General features: G+C 54.0%; 14 protein-coding genes. 6 read left to right on the top strand and 8 right to left on the bottom strand.

From position 1 onward, the window contains the following. Positions 1 to 59 precede the first annotated feature (59 nt). Together gpmI and XM38_RS17910 are read right to left on the bottom strand one after the other, a co-directional pair. Positions 60 to 1,658, bottom strand: a complete 1,599-nt coding sequence (gene gpmI, locus XM38_RS17915; protein ID WP_080806853.1) for a 2,3-bisphosphoglycerate-independent phosphoglycerate mutase — start codon at positions 1,656 to 1,658, stop codon at positions 60 to 62. Between the two features lie 467 nt (positions 1,659 to 2,125). Further along, the gene (locus tag XM38_RS17910) at positions 2,126 to 2,779 is read right to left on the bottom strand and encodes a phosphoribosylanthranilate isomerase (protein ID WP_080806851.1); all 654 of its coding nucleotides are present in this window, start codon (positions 2,777 to 2,779) and stop codon (positions 2,126 to 2,128) included. A gap of 155 nt (positions 2,780 to 2,934) precedes the next feature. On the opposite strand from XM38_RS17910, the gene psaK reads away from it, so the two are divergent. Further along, the gene (gene psaK, locus XM38_RS17905; RefSeq protein ID WP_080806998.1) at positions 2,935 to 3,189 is read left to right on the top strand and encodes a photosystem I reaction center subunit PsaK; all 255 of its coding nucleotides are present in this window, start codon (positions 2,935 to 2,937) and stop codon (positions 3,187 to 3,189) included. A gap of 118 nt (positions 3,190 to 3,307) precedes the next feature. After that, positions 3,308 to 4,507 (top strand): site-2 protease family protein, encoded by a 1,200-nt coding sequence (locus XM38_RS17900; protein ID WP_080806996.1) that lies wholly within the window; start codon positions 3,308 to 3,310, stop codon positions 4,505 to 4,507. 3 nt (positions 4,508 to 4,510) lie between these two features. On the opposite strand, the gene XM38_RS17895 is transcribed toward XM38_RS17900, so the two are convergent. The 4 genes from XM38_RS17895 to glnA all read right to left on the bottom strand — a co-directional run bounded on the left by XM38_RS17895 (position 4,511) and on the right by glnA (position 8,622). Beyond that, a complete protein-coding gene (locus XM38_RS17895) occupies positions 4,511 to 5,257 on the bottom strand; it encodes a lipoate--protein ligase family protein (RefSeq protein WP_202978916.1) in 747 nt (248 codons plus the stop codon). Positions 5,258 to 5,261: 4 nt separating this feature from the next. After that, a complete protein-coding gene (locus tag XM38_RS17890) occupies positions 5,262 to 5,753 on the bottom strand; it encodes a YbjN domain-containing protein (protein WP_202978915.1) in 492 nt (163 codons plus the stop codon). A gap of 173 nt (positions 5,754 to 5,926) precedes the next feature. Beyond that, positions 5,927 to 7,039, bottom strand: a complete 1,113-nt coding sequence (locus tag XM38_RS17885; protein WP_080806994.1) for a class I SAM-dependent methyltransferase — start codon at positions 7,037 to 7,039, stop codon at positions 5,927 to 5,929. Positions 7,040 to 7,203: 164 nt separating this feature from the next. Then, positions 7,204 to 8,622, bottom strand: coding sequence for a type I glutamate--ammonia ligase (gene glnA, locus XM38_RS17880; RefSeq protein WP_080806848.1), 1,419 nt, complete (start codon positions 8,620 to 8,622; stop codon positions 7,204 to 7,206). Positions 8,623 to 9,683: 1,061 nt separating this feature from the next. On the opposite strand from glnA, the gene apcB reads away from it, so the two are divergent. Further along, the gene (apcB, locus tag XM38_RS17875; protein ID WP_080806846.1) at positions 9,684 to 10,193 is read left to right on the top strand and encodes an allophycocyanin subunit beta; all 510 of its coding nucleotides are present in this window, start codon (positions 9,684 to 9,686) and stop codon (positions 10,191 to 10,193) included. 33 nt (positions 10,194 to 10,226) lie between these two features. After that, on the top strand, positions 10,227 to 11,498 hold the full coding sequence (locus XM38_RS17870) for an FGGY-family carbohydrate kinase (protein ID WP_080806845.1): 1,272 nt from the start codon (positions 10,227 to 10,229) through the stop codon (positions 11,496 to 11,498). 151 nt (positions 11,499 to 11,649) lie between these two features. On the opposite strand, the gene petG is transcribed toward XM38_RS17870, so the two are convergent. Beyond that, complete coding sequence (petG, locus tag XM38_RS17865) at positions 11,650 to 11,763, bottom strand: cytochrome b6-f complex subunit V (RefSeq protein ID WP_068512313.1); 114 nt, start codon at positions 11,761 to 11,763, stop codon at positions 11,650 to 11,652. Positions 11,764 to 12,093: 330 nt separating this feature from the next. Between petG and XM38_RS17860 the strand changes: the two genes are divergently transcribed. Then, positions 12,094 to 12,483 carry a c-type cytochrome gene (locus XM38_RS17860; RefSeq protein ID WP_202978914.1) on the top strand — a complete coding sequence of 130 codons (390 nt, stop codon included), beginning with the start codon at positions 12,094 to 12,096 and terminating at the stop codon, positions 12,481 to 12,483. 18 nt (positions 12,484 to 12,501) lie between these two features. Here the strand turns inward: XM38_RS17860 and XM38_RS17855 are convergent, their stop codons facing one another. Next, positions 12,502 to 13,749, bottom strand: a complete 1,248-nt coding sequence (locus XM38_RS17855) for a caspase family protein (protein ID WP_137455164.1) — start codon at positions 13,747 to 13,749, stop codon at positions 12,502 to 12,504. A gap of 754 nt (positions 13,750 to 14,503) precedes the next feature. Between XM38_RS17855 and psbA the strand changes: the two genes are divergently transcribed. Further along, positions 14,504 to 15,565 carry a photosystem II q(b) protein gene (psbA, locus tag XM38_RS17850; protein WP_088430586.1) on the top strand — a complete coding sequence of 354 codons (1,062 nt, stop codon included), beginning with the start codon at positions 14,504 to 14,506 and terminating at the stop codon, positions 15,563 to 15,565. Positions 15,566 to 15,608: the final 43 nt, after the last annotated feature.

Here is a 15,608-nt window from a genome sequence, read left to right as displayed (position 1 = left end):
GTGATTCGCCCCCCTGAGGACTCTTTATTCTAACTCCTATGGATGCTCCAGGCACGAAGTTAGATCGGTACTCGCACAGGAGTGCGGTTAGACCGTACGTCTACATCAGCCGCGAGCATCATCGAGCGCCCCGTCATATCGCGAGGTTGGGGAAGCCCCAGAATTTGTAAAATAGTTGGGGCGATATCAGAGAGACGGCCATCTGAACGGAGATTAACTTGCCCCCCATGGCCAGGAATCTTGAGGCGTTCACCTTCTACCAGTATGAAGGGAACTGGATTACTGGTATGGGCTGTCCAAGGTTTGTGGTCTTCATCCCACATGTACTCAGCATTGCCGTGATCAGCAATGATGATGGCTGTCCCCCCTGCCTTACCAATGCTGTCCAGGAGGCGACCTAGCTGAGCATCTACAGCTTCTAAGGCGGTGATGGTAGCGTCCATATTACCGGTGTGGCCTACCATATCAGGGTTAGCATAGTTAATCACAATCAGTGAATAACATGCCTGCGCCACGGCTTTGGTAGCTGCATCCGTCACCGCGGCTGCCGCCATAGTTGGGGCCTTGTCATAGGTGGTAACCATCGGACTCGGAATCAGTTCTCGATCTTCGCCCTCAAAGGGCTCCTCTAACCCACCATTGAGAAAATAAGTGACGTGGGCATACTTTTCCGTTTCGGCTGTACGAAATTGCTTTAGACCATGGTTGGCGATCACCTCTCCCAAGATCTGAGTTAGATTTTGAGGCTCAAATGCCACCTGAACATCTAGGGAAGAATCGTATTGAGTCATGGTGACAAAGGAAAGTGGCTCAATCCGATCACGCTCAAATCCAGAAAAATTGGGATCGACAAACGCTTGGGTCAACTGGCGAGCCCGATCAGGCCGGAAGTTGAAAAAGATGATGCCATCACCGGCTGCCACTGCCCCAGGCGATAGTCGCATCGGCATAATGAATTCATCAGTTATCTCCGCATCATAGGAAGTTTGCAGAGCTTCTATGGCTGTTTTACCGTTACCAGGACCGTCCTCAGTCATGATTTGATAAACTTTCTCAATGCGATCCCAACGGCAATCGCGATCCATCGCGTAGTACCGACCACTGAGAGTGACGATGCGACCACATCCAGTCTGATCAATATGGTCCTGCAGGCGCTGTAGGGTACGTTGAGCATCACAGGGGGTGGTATCTCGGCCATCCGTGATGGCATGAACACAAATCTCTGGGACATCTTGGGCGTTAGCCATATCGAGGAGCCCCAGCAAGTGATTTAGGTGAGAATGGACGCCCCCTTCAGAACATAGCCCGATCAAATGGAGTTTACGGTTGTGGTTTCGCACTGTTTGGCATACATCCAAGAACGCTTGATTTTGGCGTAGTGTTCCATCTTCAACAGCATCGGATATGCGGACTAACTCCTGGGGCACAATCCGACCTGCCCCAATATTTAGATGACCGACTTCTGAATTCCCCATCTGCCCCTCAGGTAACCCTACATCCTTACCAGAGGTGCGAATTAAGGTATGAGGATAGGTAGCCCACAAGCTATCCATCACAGGAGTTTTGGCGAGGGCAATCGCATTGCCATTGGTATCCTCTCGATATCCCCAGCCATCTAGGATGACCAGCACCATAGGTGAAATAGGCGCTTGTGTCATGAGTCAGAGTCCTTGTCATTCAGGCAGACGTCTTAGCGATCATACCATCTGCTTTATAGAGCTGAGAGCTCCAAAGAACGGGTTGTCTGTGCTTTTCAAGCAGATACTAAATTTCTGCGAATCGAGGCAGCCAATCATCGGAGATTCTAGGGCTATGGATTGGTTTAATTAATCGGATTCGAGGGCATAAACTCGGAGAATGCCAAACCCTGTGCCCCTGTTGCAGCATGTCAAGAACCTTGCTGATATCTGTTCCTCAAAATGCTGAACTCAGCTCAAAAACTCCTCTTGTTTAGGATCGCTTGGAGCTGGACGCGGTATCAACTGAAGCCGGTCAAGGCCGACTATTGGAAGGCTAAGTGCCGAGAAGGTTCTGCGCCCGTCTCCTTGTTGTCTTAGGTAACACGGGCACTTATGGCTCGAGGGCATGACTGATGCTTGCCCCAGGGACCTATAGAGCACCAAGATTAGGACGAGGGGGTAAGCTGGCTCAACTGGTGGAATAGGTCAGCCACTGCGGATAGATCTTTAATCCCGGGTGCGGTTTCTACGCCACTGGAGAGATCGATGCCATCGGGGCGAAGTCGGCTTAGGGCATCCAGAATATTATCGGGGGTTAGCCCCCCGGCAAGAAACCAAGGATGTCGAGGATGAAGGTCTTGGAGAGTGTTCCAGTCTAGGGAACATCCTGTGCCGCCGAGCTGGGTGGGGTGATAGGCATCTAATAAATAGGCATCTACAGCACCGTCATAGCTGGCAATCCGGTCTAAATCCGCTGCGGTCCGAATGCGAAAAGCCTTCGTTAAGGATAACTGTGGCTGCTGTTGTTTCAGGCGCTGACAAAAGTCAGGGGATTCACTGCCATGGAGTTGCACGGTGGTGAGATGAGTGTGGACAGCGACTTCGAGGATGGTGTCGAGTCTGGTGTTGGCGAAGACGCCAACTGTATTGACGGAGAGATGCCCTCGACGCTTCAGGGTTGCCACGATGGTTTGAATCTGGGTCGCAGGGATATAACGAGGTGAAGTGGGCACACAAATGAAGCCTAGGGCAGTGGCTCCTAATTGCGCGATCGCATGCCCTTGTTCGGGTTGAGTGATGCCGCAAATCTTAACCTGCATGGGTTAGGGAGTCAGTGTTAACTCTGTTGAACAAGTTGTAAGTTTGATGCGATGACTTTTTATAATCCTTTCAGGTTTCAGACGGTTGATTCTGATAATAAAGGTGGGAGTGTAACAACGTGTTTGGTTTCGGGATAGCTGGTTTCAACGGGGGATTGCTGGCCCAGGCGAGTCCGCAAACGGCTGAATGGTCTCTGAGCATAGCGGTAATCATGGTTGTTTGCAACCTGTTTGTCCTCGCCATTGGCAAGTATGCCATTCAAAGGCCAGGGGCGGGGCCTGAGTTGCCGGTGCAGTTGCCGATGCTGTTTGCAGGCTTTGGCTTACCAGAACTTCTGGCCACGGCTAGTTTAGGCCATATTCTTGGGGCGGGTATGATCCTGGGATTAGGAAATGCTGGACTACTTTGAGGGTAGATAGGCCTGTGAGGTTCGGTAGGGAAATCCGCAACCGTCCTATCCGTGACCTCAGTACAATGGGAACGTTAGCGCGATCATTCGCGTGGATGCCATTGAGGACAGCGTTTCTATGCAATCCGGTTGGCGAGTCGGCTCTATCGTCGGGATTCCGCTCTACATCGACTATTCCTGGTTTGTCATCGTATTGCTGGTGACGTTCTTGTACGGTAGCGATCCGACTTGGCAATCGGCGTGGGGCGGCTTGGCCTGGGGAGCAGGGCTGGCCTTAGCGCTACTTTTGTTTGCCTCAGTGCTACTCCATGAGTTGGGCCACAGTTTGGTCGCCCGTCAGCAGGGAATTCAAGTCAATTCCATTACGCTGTTTCTGTTTGGTGGTATTGCTTCTATTGATAAGGAATCCAAGACACCCGGGCAGGCTGCGCAAGTTGCGATCGCAGGTCCCCTGGTTAGCTTTGCCCTTTACATTGGCCTCTCTCTGTTGTCCCAGGCTCAGGTGCTACCTGACATGGCCCAGCAACTCATCTACCATGTGGCCCAAACTAACTTAGTGTTGACCCTATTTAATCTCATCCCAGGGTTGCCCCTAGACGGCGGTCAAGTGCTGAAGGCCGTGGTCTGGAAGGCAACCAAAAGTCGGATTAAAGGGGTCCGCTGGGCGGCTCGGGTGGGTCAGATTCTCGGGTGGACAGCCATTGCCCTGGGACTGTTTGCTTACTTCACCGCCCAACGGCTAGACCTGCTATGGATCGCCTTGATCGGTTGGTTTGCCCTCCGCAATGCCTCGTCCTACAGTCGGGTGAGTGATTTACAGGAAGCTGTGGCGGCCCTGACGGCGAGTGACGCCATGGCCCGGGAACTCCGGGTGGTGGATGCCCACATGACCCTGCGTCAGTTTGCGGATGAGTATCTCCTCCAAGAAGGGCGGCCGCCCACCTTCTTTGCCGCCTCTGAAGGTCGCTATCGAGGCCAGATCCGTGTCGATGATATTCGCGCCATTGAGCGTAGCCAATGGGAACAGTTGACTCTACAGGATATTGCTCACCCGCTTAATGAGATTCCCTCGGTGGGTGAACAAACCTCTCTGGCGGAAGTGATTGGGCAGCTAGAGAGCCTCAACCTGAGGCGGATTACCGTACTCACCCTAGCCGATGCGGTGGCGGGGACCATTGATCGAGGCGATATCGTCAAAGCCTTGGCCCAAAAAATGAATCTAGCAGTGTCCGAGGCTGTGATTCAGCGCATTAAAGACGAAGGTACCTACCCTCCCGGTTTGCAGTTACCCGCCATTGCCAAAGCTGCCGTGGAATAACGACTAGGGGCGGATGACCTCTGGCATAGACATGTCCAAGGCCGTCCCAACGTCCGCGGCTGTCAGAGGTTGCACCTGCCAACGGCTCTCAAAGTAGGTCTCTGCAGCGTGGCAGAGGGCATGGATAATGGTGGTTTGCAACTGATTCCAGGACAGCCTTGTCAGGGAAGGGGGGAGAGAAGCCGGGGCCGGCGGGCTACCAAAGACACGGGTCCAGAGGGAGAGATCGGGCCGCAGCACAATAGACCCATGCTGCAAGATGCTGTGGTCTCGCCGCAGTTGGGCACTGCCAATCAGCTTAGCGCCGCTCGGCGTGACTAGATCTGCTGCAGTAGCCAGGGCAAAGCAGTTAGCCGTGCCCTGGGTGCGGCGTTGGGGACTGCCGTAGTCGAGCTGTACGCCTAGGCTGGCAAAGCCCCGGCGCAGAAATTCACAGAGATGGCGATACACCCGTTGACGGGAGCCGGGCAGGGTTGTGGTGATTAGGCTGTAGGTCAGGTCCCCCTGGTGCAACACGGCCCGTCCACCGGTGGGGCGCCGCACTAAGGGGATAGATAGGGTATCCCAGTGGGGCGGCCATTGCCGCTGATGGTAGCCCAGGGAGAGGCTGGCCTCTGACCAGGTGTAAAACCGCAATGTTGATGGACTTTGGCCCTGACGATGCTGTTCCAAGAGCCAATTGTCTACGGCCATATGGACGTGCCCTGAGGCGGTATAGGCAGGAATCAATCGCCAAGGAACCGGGGCCATGGCGCTATCCCTGAGCGGCCCCAAATTGCGATCGCAACGCCTCGTCATTGTCATCGGCGATGGTCGCCACGATAGTCATCAGGCGTGAAATCTCACTGGGAGAAATATCTTGCAACACTCGGCTAGCCAGCACCACCACCTGATTTCCGAGGATACCAAAACAAGACTCAAAGGTCTCACCGCAATTCATCTCCAACAGATGGCGCATCAGCCCCGATTCATCCTGAGCCGGCAGCGATAATACCGGCGACCAGACCGTCAGAGTGTCGGTATCAGCCGTTCCCGTCAACTGCACATAGACATCGACACTGCCATACTTAAACCGCCACAGATGGCCTTCATCGGTGTGGCTCACCACAGCACTATCATCTTGATCCAGGCTAGAGATGACAGTCTCAATCACATCCACATGATCGGTGGCTGTCTCGGTCATAGCCTCATCATCCGTATCGCCGTCCAGGGGCTTCGTATCCCCAGTCAGTGGTTTTGCAATCATTACCATTCCCCCCATACTGGTGGCTAACCCAACTCTATCGCCAGCGTTGACCAGAAGCCAGCCATTCACAGACTTTTTTAGACAGCCTTCGTCAGACACGGCCACTTTTATAGGTTGCAGCTTTAAGGACTGCCTCCCCTGACAGCACAGGTAACTGGCCTGCGTAGTATCTGTTATGCAGGCTTGCGGCAAATCCAGTACTTGCTCATGAAATGCACTTGGTTCGTGATGTCGATAAATCCAGCCTGTTGCAGCCGCCGATTCAAATCGTCTTGAATGTAGTGACGATAGAACGGCTCATGGAATGTGATCGAGAAGTTTTCCATGACCACCTTAAACTCAGGAGAATCTGCCATCTGAATGGAGTCGCACCCCACCAGCACCCCACCAGGCTTGAGTACCCGGAAACACTCTGCCATCACCCGTTGCCGCACTGGCCCCGGTAGCTCATGAAAGAGAAACACACAGGTGAGGCCATCAAAGTACTGATCGATGTAGGGAAGGGTTTCAGCATTGGCCTGCACTAGCTGCGGTAAACGTCCTGACTGTTGGCTCAACAGCTGATTGGCCTTGCGTAAATAGGCAGGCGATAGATCAACCCCGTAAGTGGCTGCTTGGGGAAAGGTCTCTTGCAGCATCTTCAGGGTGCGGCCAGTGCCACAGGCCACATCCAGCAGCCGCAACTGGTCTAGAGCCACCATGGGGGTTTGCTCAGTACGGCAGCCCGATTGCCCCGTCATCAGCGCCTCTACGCCTTGCTTCAAGGGCGCCAACACTCGACGACGCATGGCATCGGCAGTACCGTTGAACAGCAGTTCCACCTGAATGTCGTAGAGGTTAGCCGAGGTATCGCTCAGGTAGCCATCGGTCTGGTAGTGGAACGTCTGCAAGTAGTAACGGGGGTAGCCTTGGGTATTAATCTGGGGGGAAAAACTGTACACGTCCTTAGCCTCAGCCCGCTGCCAGATCTGGGGAATATCTAGGCAGACCAGAGGGTAATAGCGGAGAAAATCATCCCAAGGGGTATCGAAGAGCAGGCTAGTTGGATAAATACCGGCCTCAGCCTCTTGCCAATCCACCTGGAGCAAGTCATCCATACGCTGCTGCAGTTGTATCAGGGTTGCAGAAGCCAGGGGTTGAGTTTGATGCTCTGGGACCGGCATGATGGCCCGCATCAACCGAGTGCTAAGGGTTTTGTGAGTCAACCCAAAGTATCTCTTGCCGTGCTGCAGAGCTTGATAGGCCAATTTGGTCAGTGTGTCTGGTTTGGTCAGCGTGTCTGGCATGGCATCAATGATGCAGATGAATCCATTTGCAAACAATTGTAACGAAATTTTCTATAAAAACTGGAGTCTATGCGGTTACTCTGTACCGTTTAACACAAAAGTAGCCACTCCCCGGAGTGGCTACTCAGCTGAATCACAGAAAGGCCGCGTGAGAAGGTATCGATCTAGCAATCGTAGTAGAGAGACAGCTCATAGGGATGGGGCCGTAGCCGCATGGGGTTCACCTCGTTATCGAGCTTGTATTCGATCCAATTGCTAATGAAGTCTTCGCTGAAGACGCCGCCTGCGGTTAGAAACTCATAATCGGCTTCCAGGGCCTTAAGCGCATCTAACAAAGAACCTGGGGTCGAGGGGATCTTGGCCAGGTCTTCGGGGCTGAGATCATAGATATCCACATCAAGCGGGGACCCTGGATCGATCTGATTCTTGATGCCGTCGATGCCGGCGCAAAGCATGGCGGAGAAGGCCAGGTAAGGGTTTGAGGTGGCATCGGGACAGCGGAACTCTAACCGCTTGGCTTTGGGATTGGTCCCTGACAGGGGAATTCGCACCGACGCCGACCGATTCCCTTGAGAGTAGGCTAGGTTCACCGGGGCCTCGAATCCGGGCACCAATCGCTTATAGGAATTGGTGGTGGGGTTAGTGAAGGCCAATAGGGCCGGGGCATGCTTGAGAATCCCGCCAATGTACCACAGGGCGGTCTGGCTGAGACCAGCATAACCGTCGCCGGCAAAGGTGGGTTGACCACCGTTCCAGATGGATTGGTGGGTGTGCATGCCAGAGCCGTTGTCGTTGAACAAGGGCTTAGGCATGAAGGTGACGGACTTGCCATATTTCTTGGCAACGTTCTTAATGCAGTATTTGTAAATCATCAGCCAGTCAGCGGCCTGGATCAATTCACCGAAGCGGAAGCCCAACTCGCACTGACCACCTGTGGCTACTTCGTGGTGATGCTTCTCAATGGGAACCCCCAGGGAGGCCATGGTCAGCAGCATCTCGCTGCGCATATCTTGCAGGGTGTCGCTGGGAGACACTGGGAAATACCCTTCTTTGTAGCGAGGCTTGTAGCCGAGGTTGCCCCCTTCTTCGTCTCGACCCGTGTTCCAACGGCCCTCGACGCTATCGACGTAGTAGTAGGCGGAGTGCTCGTTTTGATCGAAGCGCACGTCGTCAAAGACAAAGAACTCGGCCTCGGGGCCAAAGAAAGCCGTGTCACCGATGCCAGTAGACTTTAAGTAGTCAACGGCTTTGTGTGCGATCGCACGGGGGCAGCGCTCATAGAGTTCGCCAGTACGGGGCTCTTTAATGGTGCAGACTAGGCTGAGGGTCGGTTCCTTCATGAAGGGATCGATCCAAGCACTGTCGGGATCGGGCACCATGGCCATATCCGACTCATTAATGGCCTTCCATCCCCGAATACTGGAGCCATCGAAAGGCACCCCATCGGTAAAGCTATCGGCATCGATCTGATCCCGATACACCGTTAGGTGTTGCCAAATGCCGGGCAGATCGATGAACTTCAGGTCGATCATCTTAATGTCTTGGTCTTGAATCATCGTCAAGACATCTGCAGCAGTCGCCATGAATTACTCCTTAACCTCTATTGCGTTCAAACCCTGTCTTAGAGGGTGGTTGAAGTAGGTGCCTGTCGGTAGCATAAGCTACATGACTTCGGCAGACACCCCGGGGGTTTGATGGTCTAGCGCCCTATCGAGGCATCGTTGAGATCTCGATCAGACTGTCCAAACACCCTCTCAGGGACATCGACCCCGTTAACACCCATGCGTTCAACTTATCTGCCATATCCTATGAATAGGAATTTGGCAGTTTTGTATCAGTAAATACAAAATCCCAGGGCGATCCCGGAATTGTTTGTAAAACAGAGTTACGAAATTAAGCTGGACCCCAGTTAGGCAGTTGCTGAGCCTGTCTTAGAGGATATTTGGAAAGTACCCTGCAACCTTGCTCCAGACTGGATTCTGGCCAACAGAGCTATACGCTCTAAAACGCTTACCCGGCAGGGCTTTCAGCCGAGTTTTCAAGTGTCCTCTTAGAGTGTTCCAGCTAAATCCTCGGCCAAGGACTGGCTGAATAGCCTAGATAGGCTGAGTTCAATCGCCTAGATCAGCCTAGATCAGCCTAGATCAGGGTACTTTAATACTTTTTTAGATGGAATATTCTTCAGGCGCCGGTCCAACTGTAGTGATTGAGCCGGGGTTGAGAAATCGAGGGTTAACAGACCGCAGTGGCAGCCTGCGGCTTAGGTTAACGGCAAAAACATTGCGAAAGATTGCCATTTGTAACAATTCCGAGCCCGGCCTCTTCATCTTTCTCAGGTCTTGCCAGTTGGTTTCAGGGACCGTGGTAGACTGGCTCCTGAGAAATTAAGCTGTTACATCAATGTAGCCCCTTTGCTTCGTAGCCCCTTTGCTTCTGCTGGTTAGCTGCTCTCCATGGGCTTGCTGGCTTGCCGGTAAGACAGTGAATTTGGGGAATCTATGATGTGTGCTCGTTCCGGCTCAGATATCTACCCTGAAGCATTCGCAATGGTCAATCTGCCGGGGCCGAGGCCATCGTGATAGTAACGTGATCACCATATTAAAGTCGGTTTGCTGTTTGATTGCGAGTTGGGAGAAAACCGGTTATGCGGGATGCCGTGACAACGCTGATTAAGACATATGACGATACGGGGCGCTACCTCGATCGCTCCGCCCTAGACTCCCTCAAAGGGTACTTCGATAGTGGGCTGGCGCGTGTGAAGGCGACTGCAGTAATCAGTGGTAATGCCGCTGGCATCGTCAAGGAAGCAGCCTCAAAATTGTTTGAACAGATTCCAGAGCTGATTCGAGCTGGCGGCAATGCCTATACTACTCGGCGCTACGCTGCCTGTTTGCGAGATATGGACTACTACCTGCGCTATGGCAGCTATGCCTTGGTGGCAGGGAATGCCGATGTTCTCGATGAGCGAGTGTTGACAGGCCTGCGGGAAACCTATAACTCCCTGGGGGTGCCCATTGGGCCTACCATTGTCGGCATTCAGATTATGAAGCAGATCGTGAAGGAAAAAGTAGAAGCGGCTGGCGTTGAAGATGCCAGTTTCGTGGAGATGCCCTTCGACTATATGGCTCGTGAGCTAAGCGAGGTCAACGTTTAGGCTGCAGCTAGTTGATCCTCCTATGGCGGCTCCGTGGCGTTGGCCCTGGGGATTGATGTAGGCACGTCTGGCCTGCGGGCAGTGGTGGTGGCGACTGACCGCAGGCTACGAGTTCAGTGTTGCCATGAGTATTCCCAAGGAGAGGCGGCTGCACCTCCGGATTGGCCTCGGCTCTGGCAGACAGGGCTGAGGGCGGTGTTGGTGGCAGTGCCGAGGGAGCTGCGGCCGCAGATTGGTGCGATCGCAGTGGCTGGCACCTCGGGGACAGTAATGCTCTGCGATGGGGCTGGCATGCCGTTGACTGCCCCGTTGTTCTACAACGATGGTCGAGCCCAAGCTGAGGCGAAGGCCCTGACAGCCTTGGCCCCAGCAGGTAGTCCGGTTTTAAGTGCGACCTCGAGTCTGGCTAAACTACTCTGGTGGCGGCAGCACCTGCCTGCCGAAATATGGCAACAAGGGCAGTATTTCCTGCATCAAGCGGACTGGATTGGGGCTCAGTTGCATGGGCACCTGGGCATTAGTGACTATCACAATGCCCTGAAGCTGGGCTATGACGTGGGAGCCTTACGGTATCCTGCCTGGATGGTGAGCTTGGGGCTCGATGCTCTATTACCCCAGGTAATTGCCCCCGGCGATGCGATCTCACTCATTACCCCAACTATGGCCCGGCAATTTGGCTTGCCACGGGACTGCCAAGTCTGCGCAGGAACCACCGATAGCATTGCCGCCTTTTTAGCCAGTGGTGCCTATACCCCTGGGGAAGCGGTGACCTCCCTGGGGTCTACCTTGGTCCTCAAGCTACTTAGCCAGCAACGGGTAGATGACAGTCCCTTTGGCATCTACAGTCATCGCCTGGGTGACCAATGGCTGGTGGGAGGGGCCTCCAATGCCGGGGGAGCCGCGCTACGGCACTTTTTCAGCGACGAGCAACTGCATCACCTCAGTCAACGGATTCGTCCTGACATTCCCAGCTCTTTAGATTATTATCCCCTCATGCAACCGGGGGAGCGATTTCCCATCAATGACCCGGCTCTCTCCCCGCGGCTGACCCCACGCCCTGAGCGTGACGTGGACTTTCTCCACGGCCTCCTAGAAAGCCTAGCCCGCATTGAAGCCCTTGGCTACGAGCGGCTGCAGACCTTGGGGGCCTCCCCCCTGCAGCGGGTGTATACTGCGGGTGGCGGGGCTCGAAATCAAGCCTGGACAGCCATTCGGCAACGGATAATGGGCTGCCCTGTCTCAGCAGCTGCCCAGACCGAGGCCGCCTACGGAGCTGCCCTACTGGCCCTGAAAACGCTCCAATAGCCAGGGACCTGCTAGTACACAAAGTATAGGGGTATAGGGATAGGAAGTATAGGAATAGGGGGGCTTCAGTCCCTAACTCTCCAGCGCCAGCAGCGTCTTACGTAGCAACCCTACGTAGACAGGCGCCGTTGCCGACTAGGGATGGCAATATTTACAGCCCTAGCTGATCACCCCGACGATATTGCAAATAGGCTGCTACGAATAGACCAGCCAGAGTCACTGGAATGAGCCCCAAAACAATACCAGACAGCAAGGGTTCAACCACGCTAGCTCTCCTTGACGATTAAACGTGCAATGGTGAGGTGTCTATTCAACATCGTTGACACAGTATCGACTTAGAGTATCGACTCAGTATCGTCGCACTGCGCACTGTGTCAGCCCTCACTTCTCTTATAGTAACGGTAAATGACGCACTAACGTATTGATTTGTAACGAGAATTCAAGCAGCCAGATTACCACAATTTCCCCCACCAGCAGGCGATTCAGGATATTTTGCCCTGCTGAATATCGATAGAATCTTAAATGATCTTGCCGGAGCAGATGAGGAAACTTTAAGGTGTGTAATCATGACGAAACGTAACTAGCTGCTACTGCCTTGACCCAAGAGACGTTGAACGAAGAACTGACAGATTTGGTCCCACTAGTGCGGCGGACAATATTAACGTTGTTAGCAGTGGTGCTAGCCATTGTTTTGGCGGTTGCTGGAATACGCTACGTCCAGGCTGCCGATCCCTATATTCAGGAAGTCTTAGAACGTCAGGGAGATCAGCAACGGGGACAAGCTATCTTCCAAATGAATTGTGCGGTATGCCATGGCATCGAGGCCACTGGTGAAGTCGGCCCCGATTTACGGGGCGTATCTGATCATCGCTCCAAAGTGAGTCTGATCAAGCAAGTCATCAGCGGTGACACACCACCGATGCCTCAGTTTCAACCTAGCCCTCAGGACATGGCCGACTTATTGAAGTACCTAGAAAGCCTGTAGTCCTGGTCTGAGTTCCTCTTATCGCCAACTGCTGGCCTCGCAGGCCAGTAATTGCTCTAACACGGCCATCGCTTCGGCGTCCCCGCGAGTCCGCAGGCGCTGCTCCATGCCGATGGTCAGTACCTCCATCCGCAGTCTGTGGTGATAGGCCTGATTCAGGTCATGGTTCGACATCTGGGAACGGTTGACCCGGTAAGACTGCTGGAGGGACAGGCCTAATTTCTCAGCCAACCTCCTTAAGACCACACGCCGTGCCGGTGGTGCTACGGCTAACAAATCCCGTAAGGGCAGATCGAAAATTTCTCGTCGATCGGCAGCGGTGGCTTGCCGCTGCAACCAGGCCTCTACGGTAGAGATAGGCCAGTCAGTCGTTTCTGCGTCGATCTTAGAAAAGGCATGGGCTTCGGCGAAGGACACCCGGCCGTCGTCATTGTAGTCGGCAGAGGCGACCGACTTGCCGATGCGATCGCGACCACTGAGGCCAGCGAAAAAACTAGAGCTGTAGTCTTCATAATCAGCTTCGTTGACCTCAGGCGTACACCCCACCGATGGCCGAGTACTCACCGTCGCAAAGAAACCACAACGGCTCTGGGGCGACACTGGTTGGGTCGGATCGCCATTTTCATAGATCAGATTGGCAAAGGAGCCTGAGTAGCATTGGGCCATCATGGTCACAAATGGCTGCTCTGGAGGAAGCTGATCTAACTGATTAGCCAACTGTTGCACCGACACCAGTTGTTCGTGCCAGAGAATCAAGGCATTGTTGTCAGGATTAGCCTCGTTGAGAGCGCCATGGCCGGTGAAATAGAAAAAGATAGGGCAATCGTCAGCAGACGACTCGTTGCCAGCCGCTGTCAACCACTGCATCAGATGGCTGCGGGTAGCTGCCCCTCGCAGATGGGGAATTTGGGGCACTTTAAAGCGCTCTCGGCCCCAAAAGTCAACATATCGAACCGTCGCTGCTCCTGTGAGCCCATTGGCAAAGAAAATACTGGCTTGATCCGGTGCCCATCCCAACGCCCGTAGAGTGCGCTGAAAGTAGTGTACATTTTTCTCTAAGGCAATTTCGTTATAGGCAGGGGCGCCTCCCCCCGCTACCACCAGAAACTGTGTTGCCGCTGTCGCCAGGGCGGCGTCACTGCCATCTGAGTCTGAACCAAGCCTGTCACTCAAGGATGGCTCTGAGATGGCATGACTGACTGCCAGGCTGCAGCTGGCTAGCAATACCAAGCTCCAGACGTACCAATATCGGCGGCGTGACATCATTGGCCCCCTGATGGCTCATCTAAGCAATAGTGTTTGGTGGGCCTAGACCTCAAGCATAGGGCCTCAGGCTGCACCGTCCAGGAATCCATGGCTTGGGTCATCGCTCACCACTTTCGATCCCCCTTTCTGAGCTTGAGTTATCGCCAGCCTCCTGGCCGAGGGAGGTTGCTAGGCGTTAGAGGCCACTGCCTCGGCAGTCAGTACTGCGACAACGGCAAAGGCGCAGCGTCGCACTATTGCCACTGTGAGCACTACGACCATGGCATCAGTGTACTAAACCAGGCTAGCTAGGCAGGCTTGATCAGGCGCTTGTCTTAACCAAATGGTCCTGCCAGCGAGGTGGCTTTACAGAGCTTAGCGATCACTACGGTGTTGATGCCTATCTGCGTTAGACCACTGCTTCGCAAGGACATAGAGGCAGATAAATTGTTTCAAACAGTTAACACTAGCAATCATTTTCCCGGGAAAAGGTTAACCAACATGAATCTTTCCCGCGAAAATGAAAAACCAAAGCCTATTTTGCTTTGAGGGTAAGATAAAGCAGTCGACTTCTGCTGATCGGCAAACCCTAGCCTGAAAAGGCTTTCAGGGATCCACTTGACTCTCGTTCAGGAAGCTATGCTCTCAACTGGCTAGGGAAATGGTGATCATCGCTTTACAAAACTCCATTAAACCCTTAACATTAAGTCATGCGGACGCGTTCATGTGTCCGTTGTAACCAAGCATTCGTAAATACATACGAGGACTTATCCATATGACAGCGACTCTGCAGCGGCGCGACAGCGCCAACCTGTGGGAGCAGTTCTGCCAGTGGGTGACCAGCACCGACAACCGCCTGTATATTGGCTGGTTCGGCGTGCTCATGCTCCCTACCCTGCTGGCTGCCACCACCTGCTTCGTGATTGCCTTCGTGGCAGCGCCTCCCGTTGATATCGACGGTATCCGCGAGCCCGTGGCCGGCTCCCTGATGTACGGCAACAACATCATCTCTGGTGCGGTGGTGCCATCATCCAATGCCATCGGTCTGCACTTCTATCCCATCTGGGAAGCTGCTTCCATTGATGAGTGGCTCTACAACGGTGGCCCCTACCAGTTCATCGTCTTCCACTTCCTCATTGGCGTCTTCTGCTATATGGGGCGTGAGTGGGAACTGAGCTACCGTCTGGGCATGCGCCCTTGGATCTGCGTGGCCTACAGCGCCCCTGTGGCAGCGGCTTCTGCGGTGTTCTTGATCTATCCCTTGGGTCAGGGTTCCTTCTCCGATGGCATGCCGTTGGGTATCAGTGGTACCTTCAACTTCATGTTCGTGTTCCAGGCGGAGCACAATATCTTGATGCATCCCTTCCACATGTTGGGTGTGGCCGGTGTCTTCGGCGGCAGCTTGTTCTCTGCCATGCACGGCTCGTTGGTGACCTCCAGCCTGGTGCGGGAGACCACCGAGACCGAGTCTCAGAACTACGGCTACAAGTTCGGCCAAGAAGAAGAGACCTACAACATCGTGGCCGCTCACGGCTACTTCGGTCGTCTCATCTTTCAATACGCCAGCTTCAACAACAGCCGCTCTCTGCACTTCTTCTTGGGAGCATGGCCGGTAATTGGCATCTGGTTCACGGCGCTGGGCATCAGCACCATGGCCTTCAACCTGAACGGGTTCAACTTCAACCAGTCGGTGATGGATAGCCAGGGTCGGGTGATTGGCACCTGGGCCGATGTCATCAACCGGGCCAACCTGGGTATGGAAGTGATGCATGAGCGCAACGCTCACAACTTCCCCCTCGACTTGGCTTCCAGCGAGGCTCCTGACATCGTGGGCTAGTTCATCTAGCTAGTTCATCTAGTCAGTGATTGATGCGAAGCAC

Origin of the sequence: Halomicronema hongdechloris C2206 (genome assembly GCF_002075285.3) — a bacterium.
Taxonomy (GTDB): Bacteria; Cyanobacteriota; Cyanobacteriia; order Phormidesmidales; family Phormidesmidaceae; genus Halomicronema_B; species Halomicronema_B hongdechloris.
This window is presented reverse-complemented; position numbering and strand designations above follow the sequence as displayed.

Bases quoted from the DNA above. Each gene is read 5' to 3' on its own strand.
- XM38_RS17895 (WP_202978916.1), bottom strand. From the start codon at position 5,257: ATGGCCCCGGTTCCTTGGCGATTGATTCCTGCCTATACCGCCTCAGGG.
- apcB (WP_080806846.1), top strand. From the start codon at position 9,684: ATGCGGGATGCCGTGACAACGCTGATTAAGACATATGACGATACGGGG.
- XM38_RS17900 (WP_080806996.1), top strand. From the start codon at position 3,308: ATGCAATCCGGTTGGCGAGTCGGCTCTATCGTCGGGATTCCGCTCTAC.
- XM38_RS17910 (WP_080806851.1), bottom strand. From the start codon at position 2,779: ATGCAGGTTAAGATTTGCGGCATCACTCAACCCGAACAAGGGCATGCG.
- XM38_RS17885 (WP_080806994.1), bottom strand. From the start codon at position 7,039: ATGCCAGACACGCTGACCAAACCAGACACACTGACCAAATTGGCCTAT.
- XM38_RS17890 (WP_202978915.1), bottom strand. From the start codon at position 5,753: ATGATTGCAAAACCACTGACTGGGGATACGAAGCCCCTGGACGGCGAT.
- XM38_RS17855 (WP_137455164.1), bottom strand. From the start codon at position 13,749: ATGATGTCACGCCGCCGATATTGGTACGTCTGGAGCTTGGTATTGCTA.
- glnA (WP_080806848.1), bottom strand. From the start codon at position 8,622: ATGGCGACTGCTGCAGATGTCTTGACGATGATTCAAGACCAAGACATT.
- gpmI (WP_080806853.1), bottom strand. From the start codon at position 1,658: ATGACACAAGCGCCTATTTCACCTATGGTGCTGGTCATCCTAGATGGC.
- psbA (WP_088430586.1), top strand. From the start codon at position 14,504: ATGACAGCGACTCTGCAGCGGCGCGACAGCGCCAACCTGTGGGAGCAG.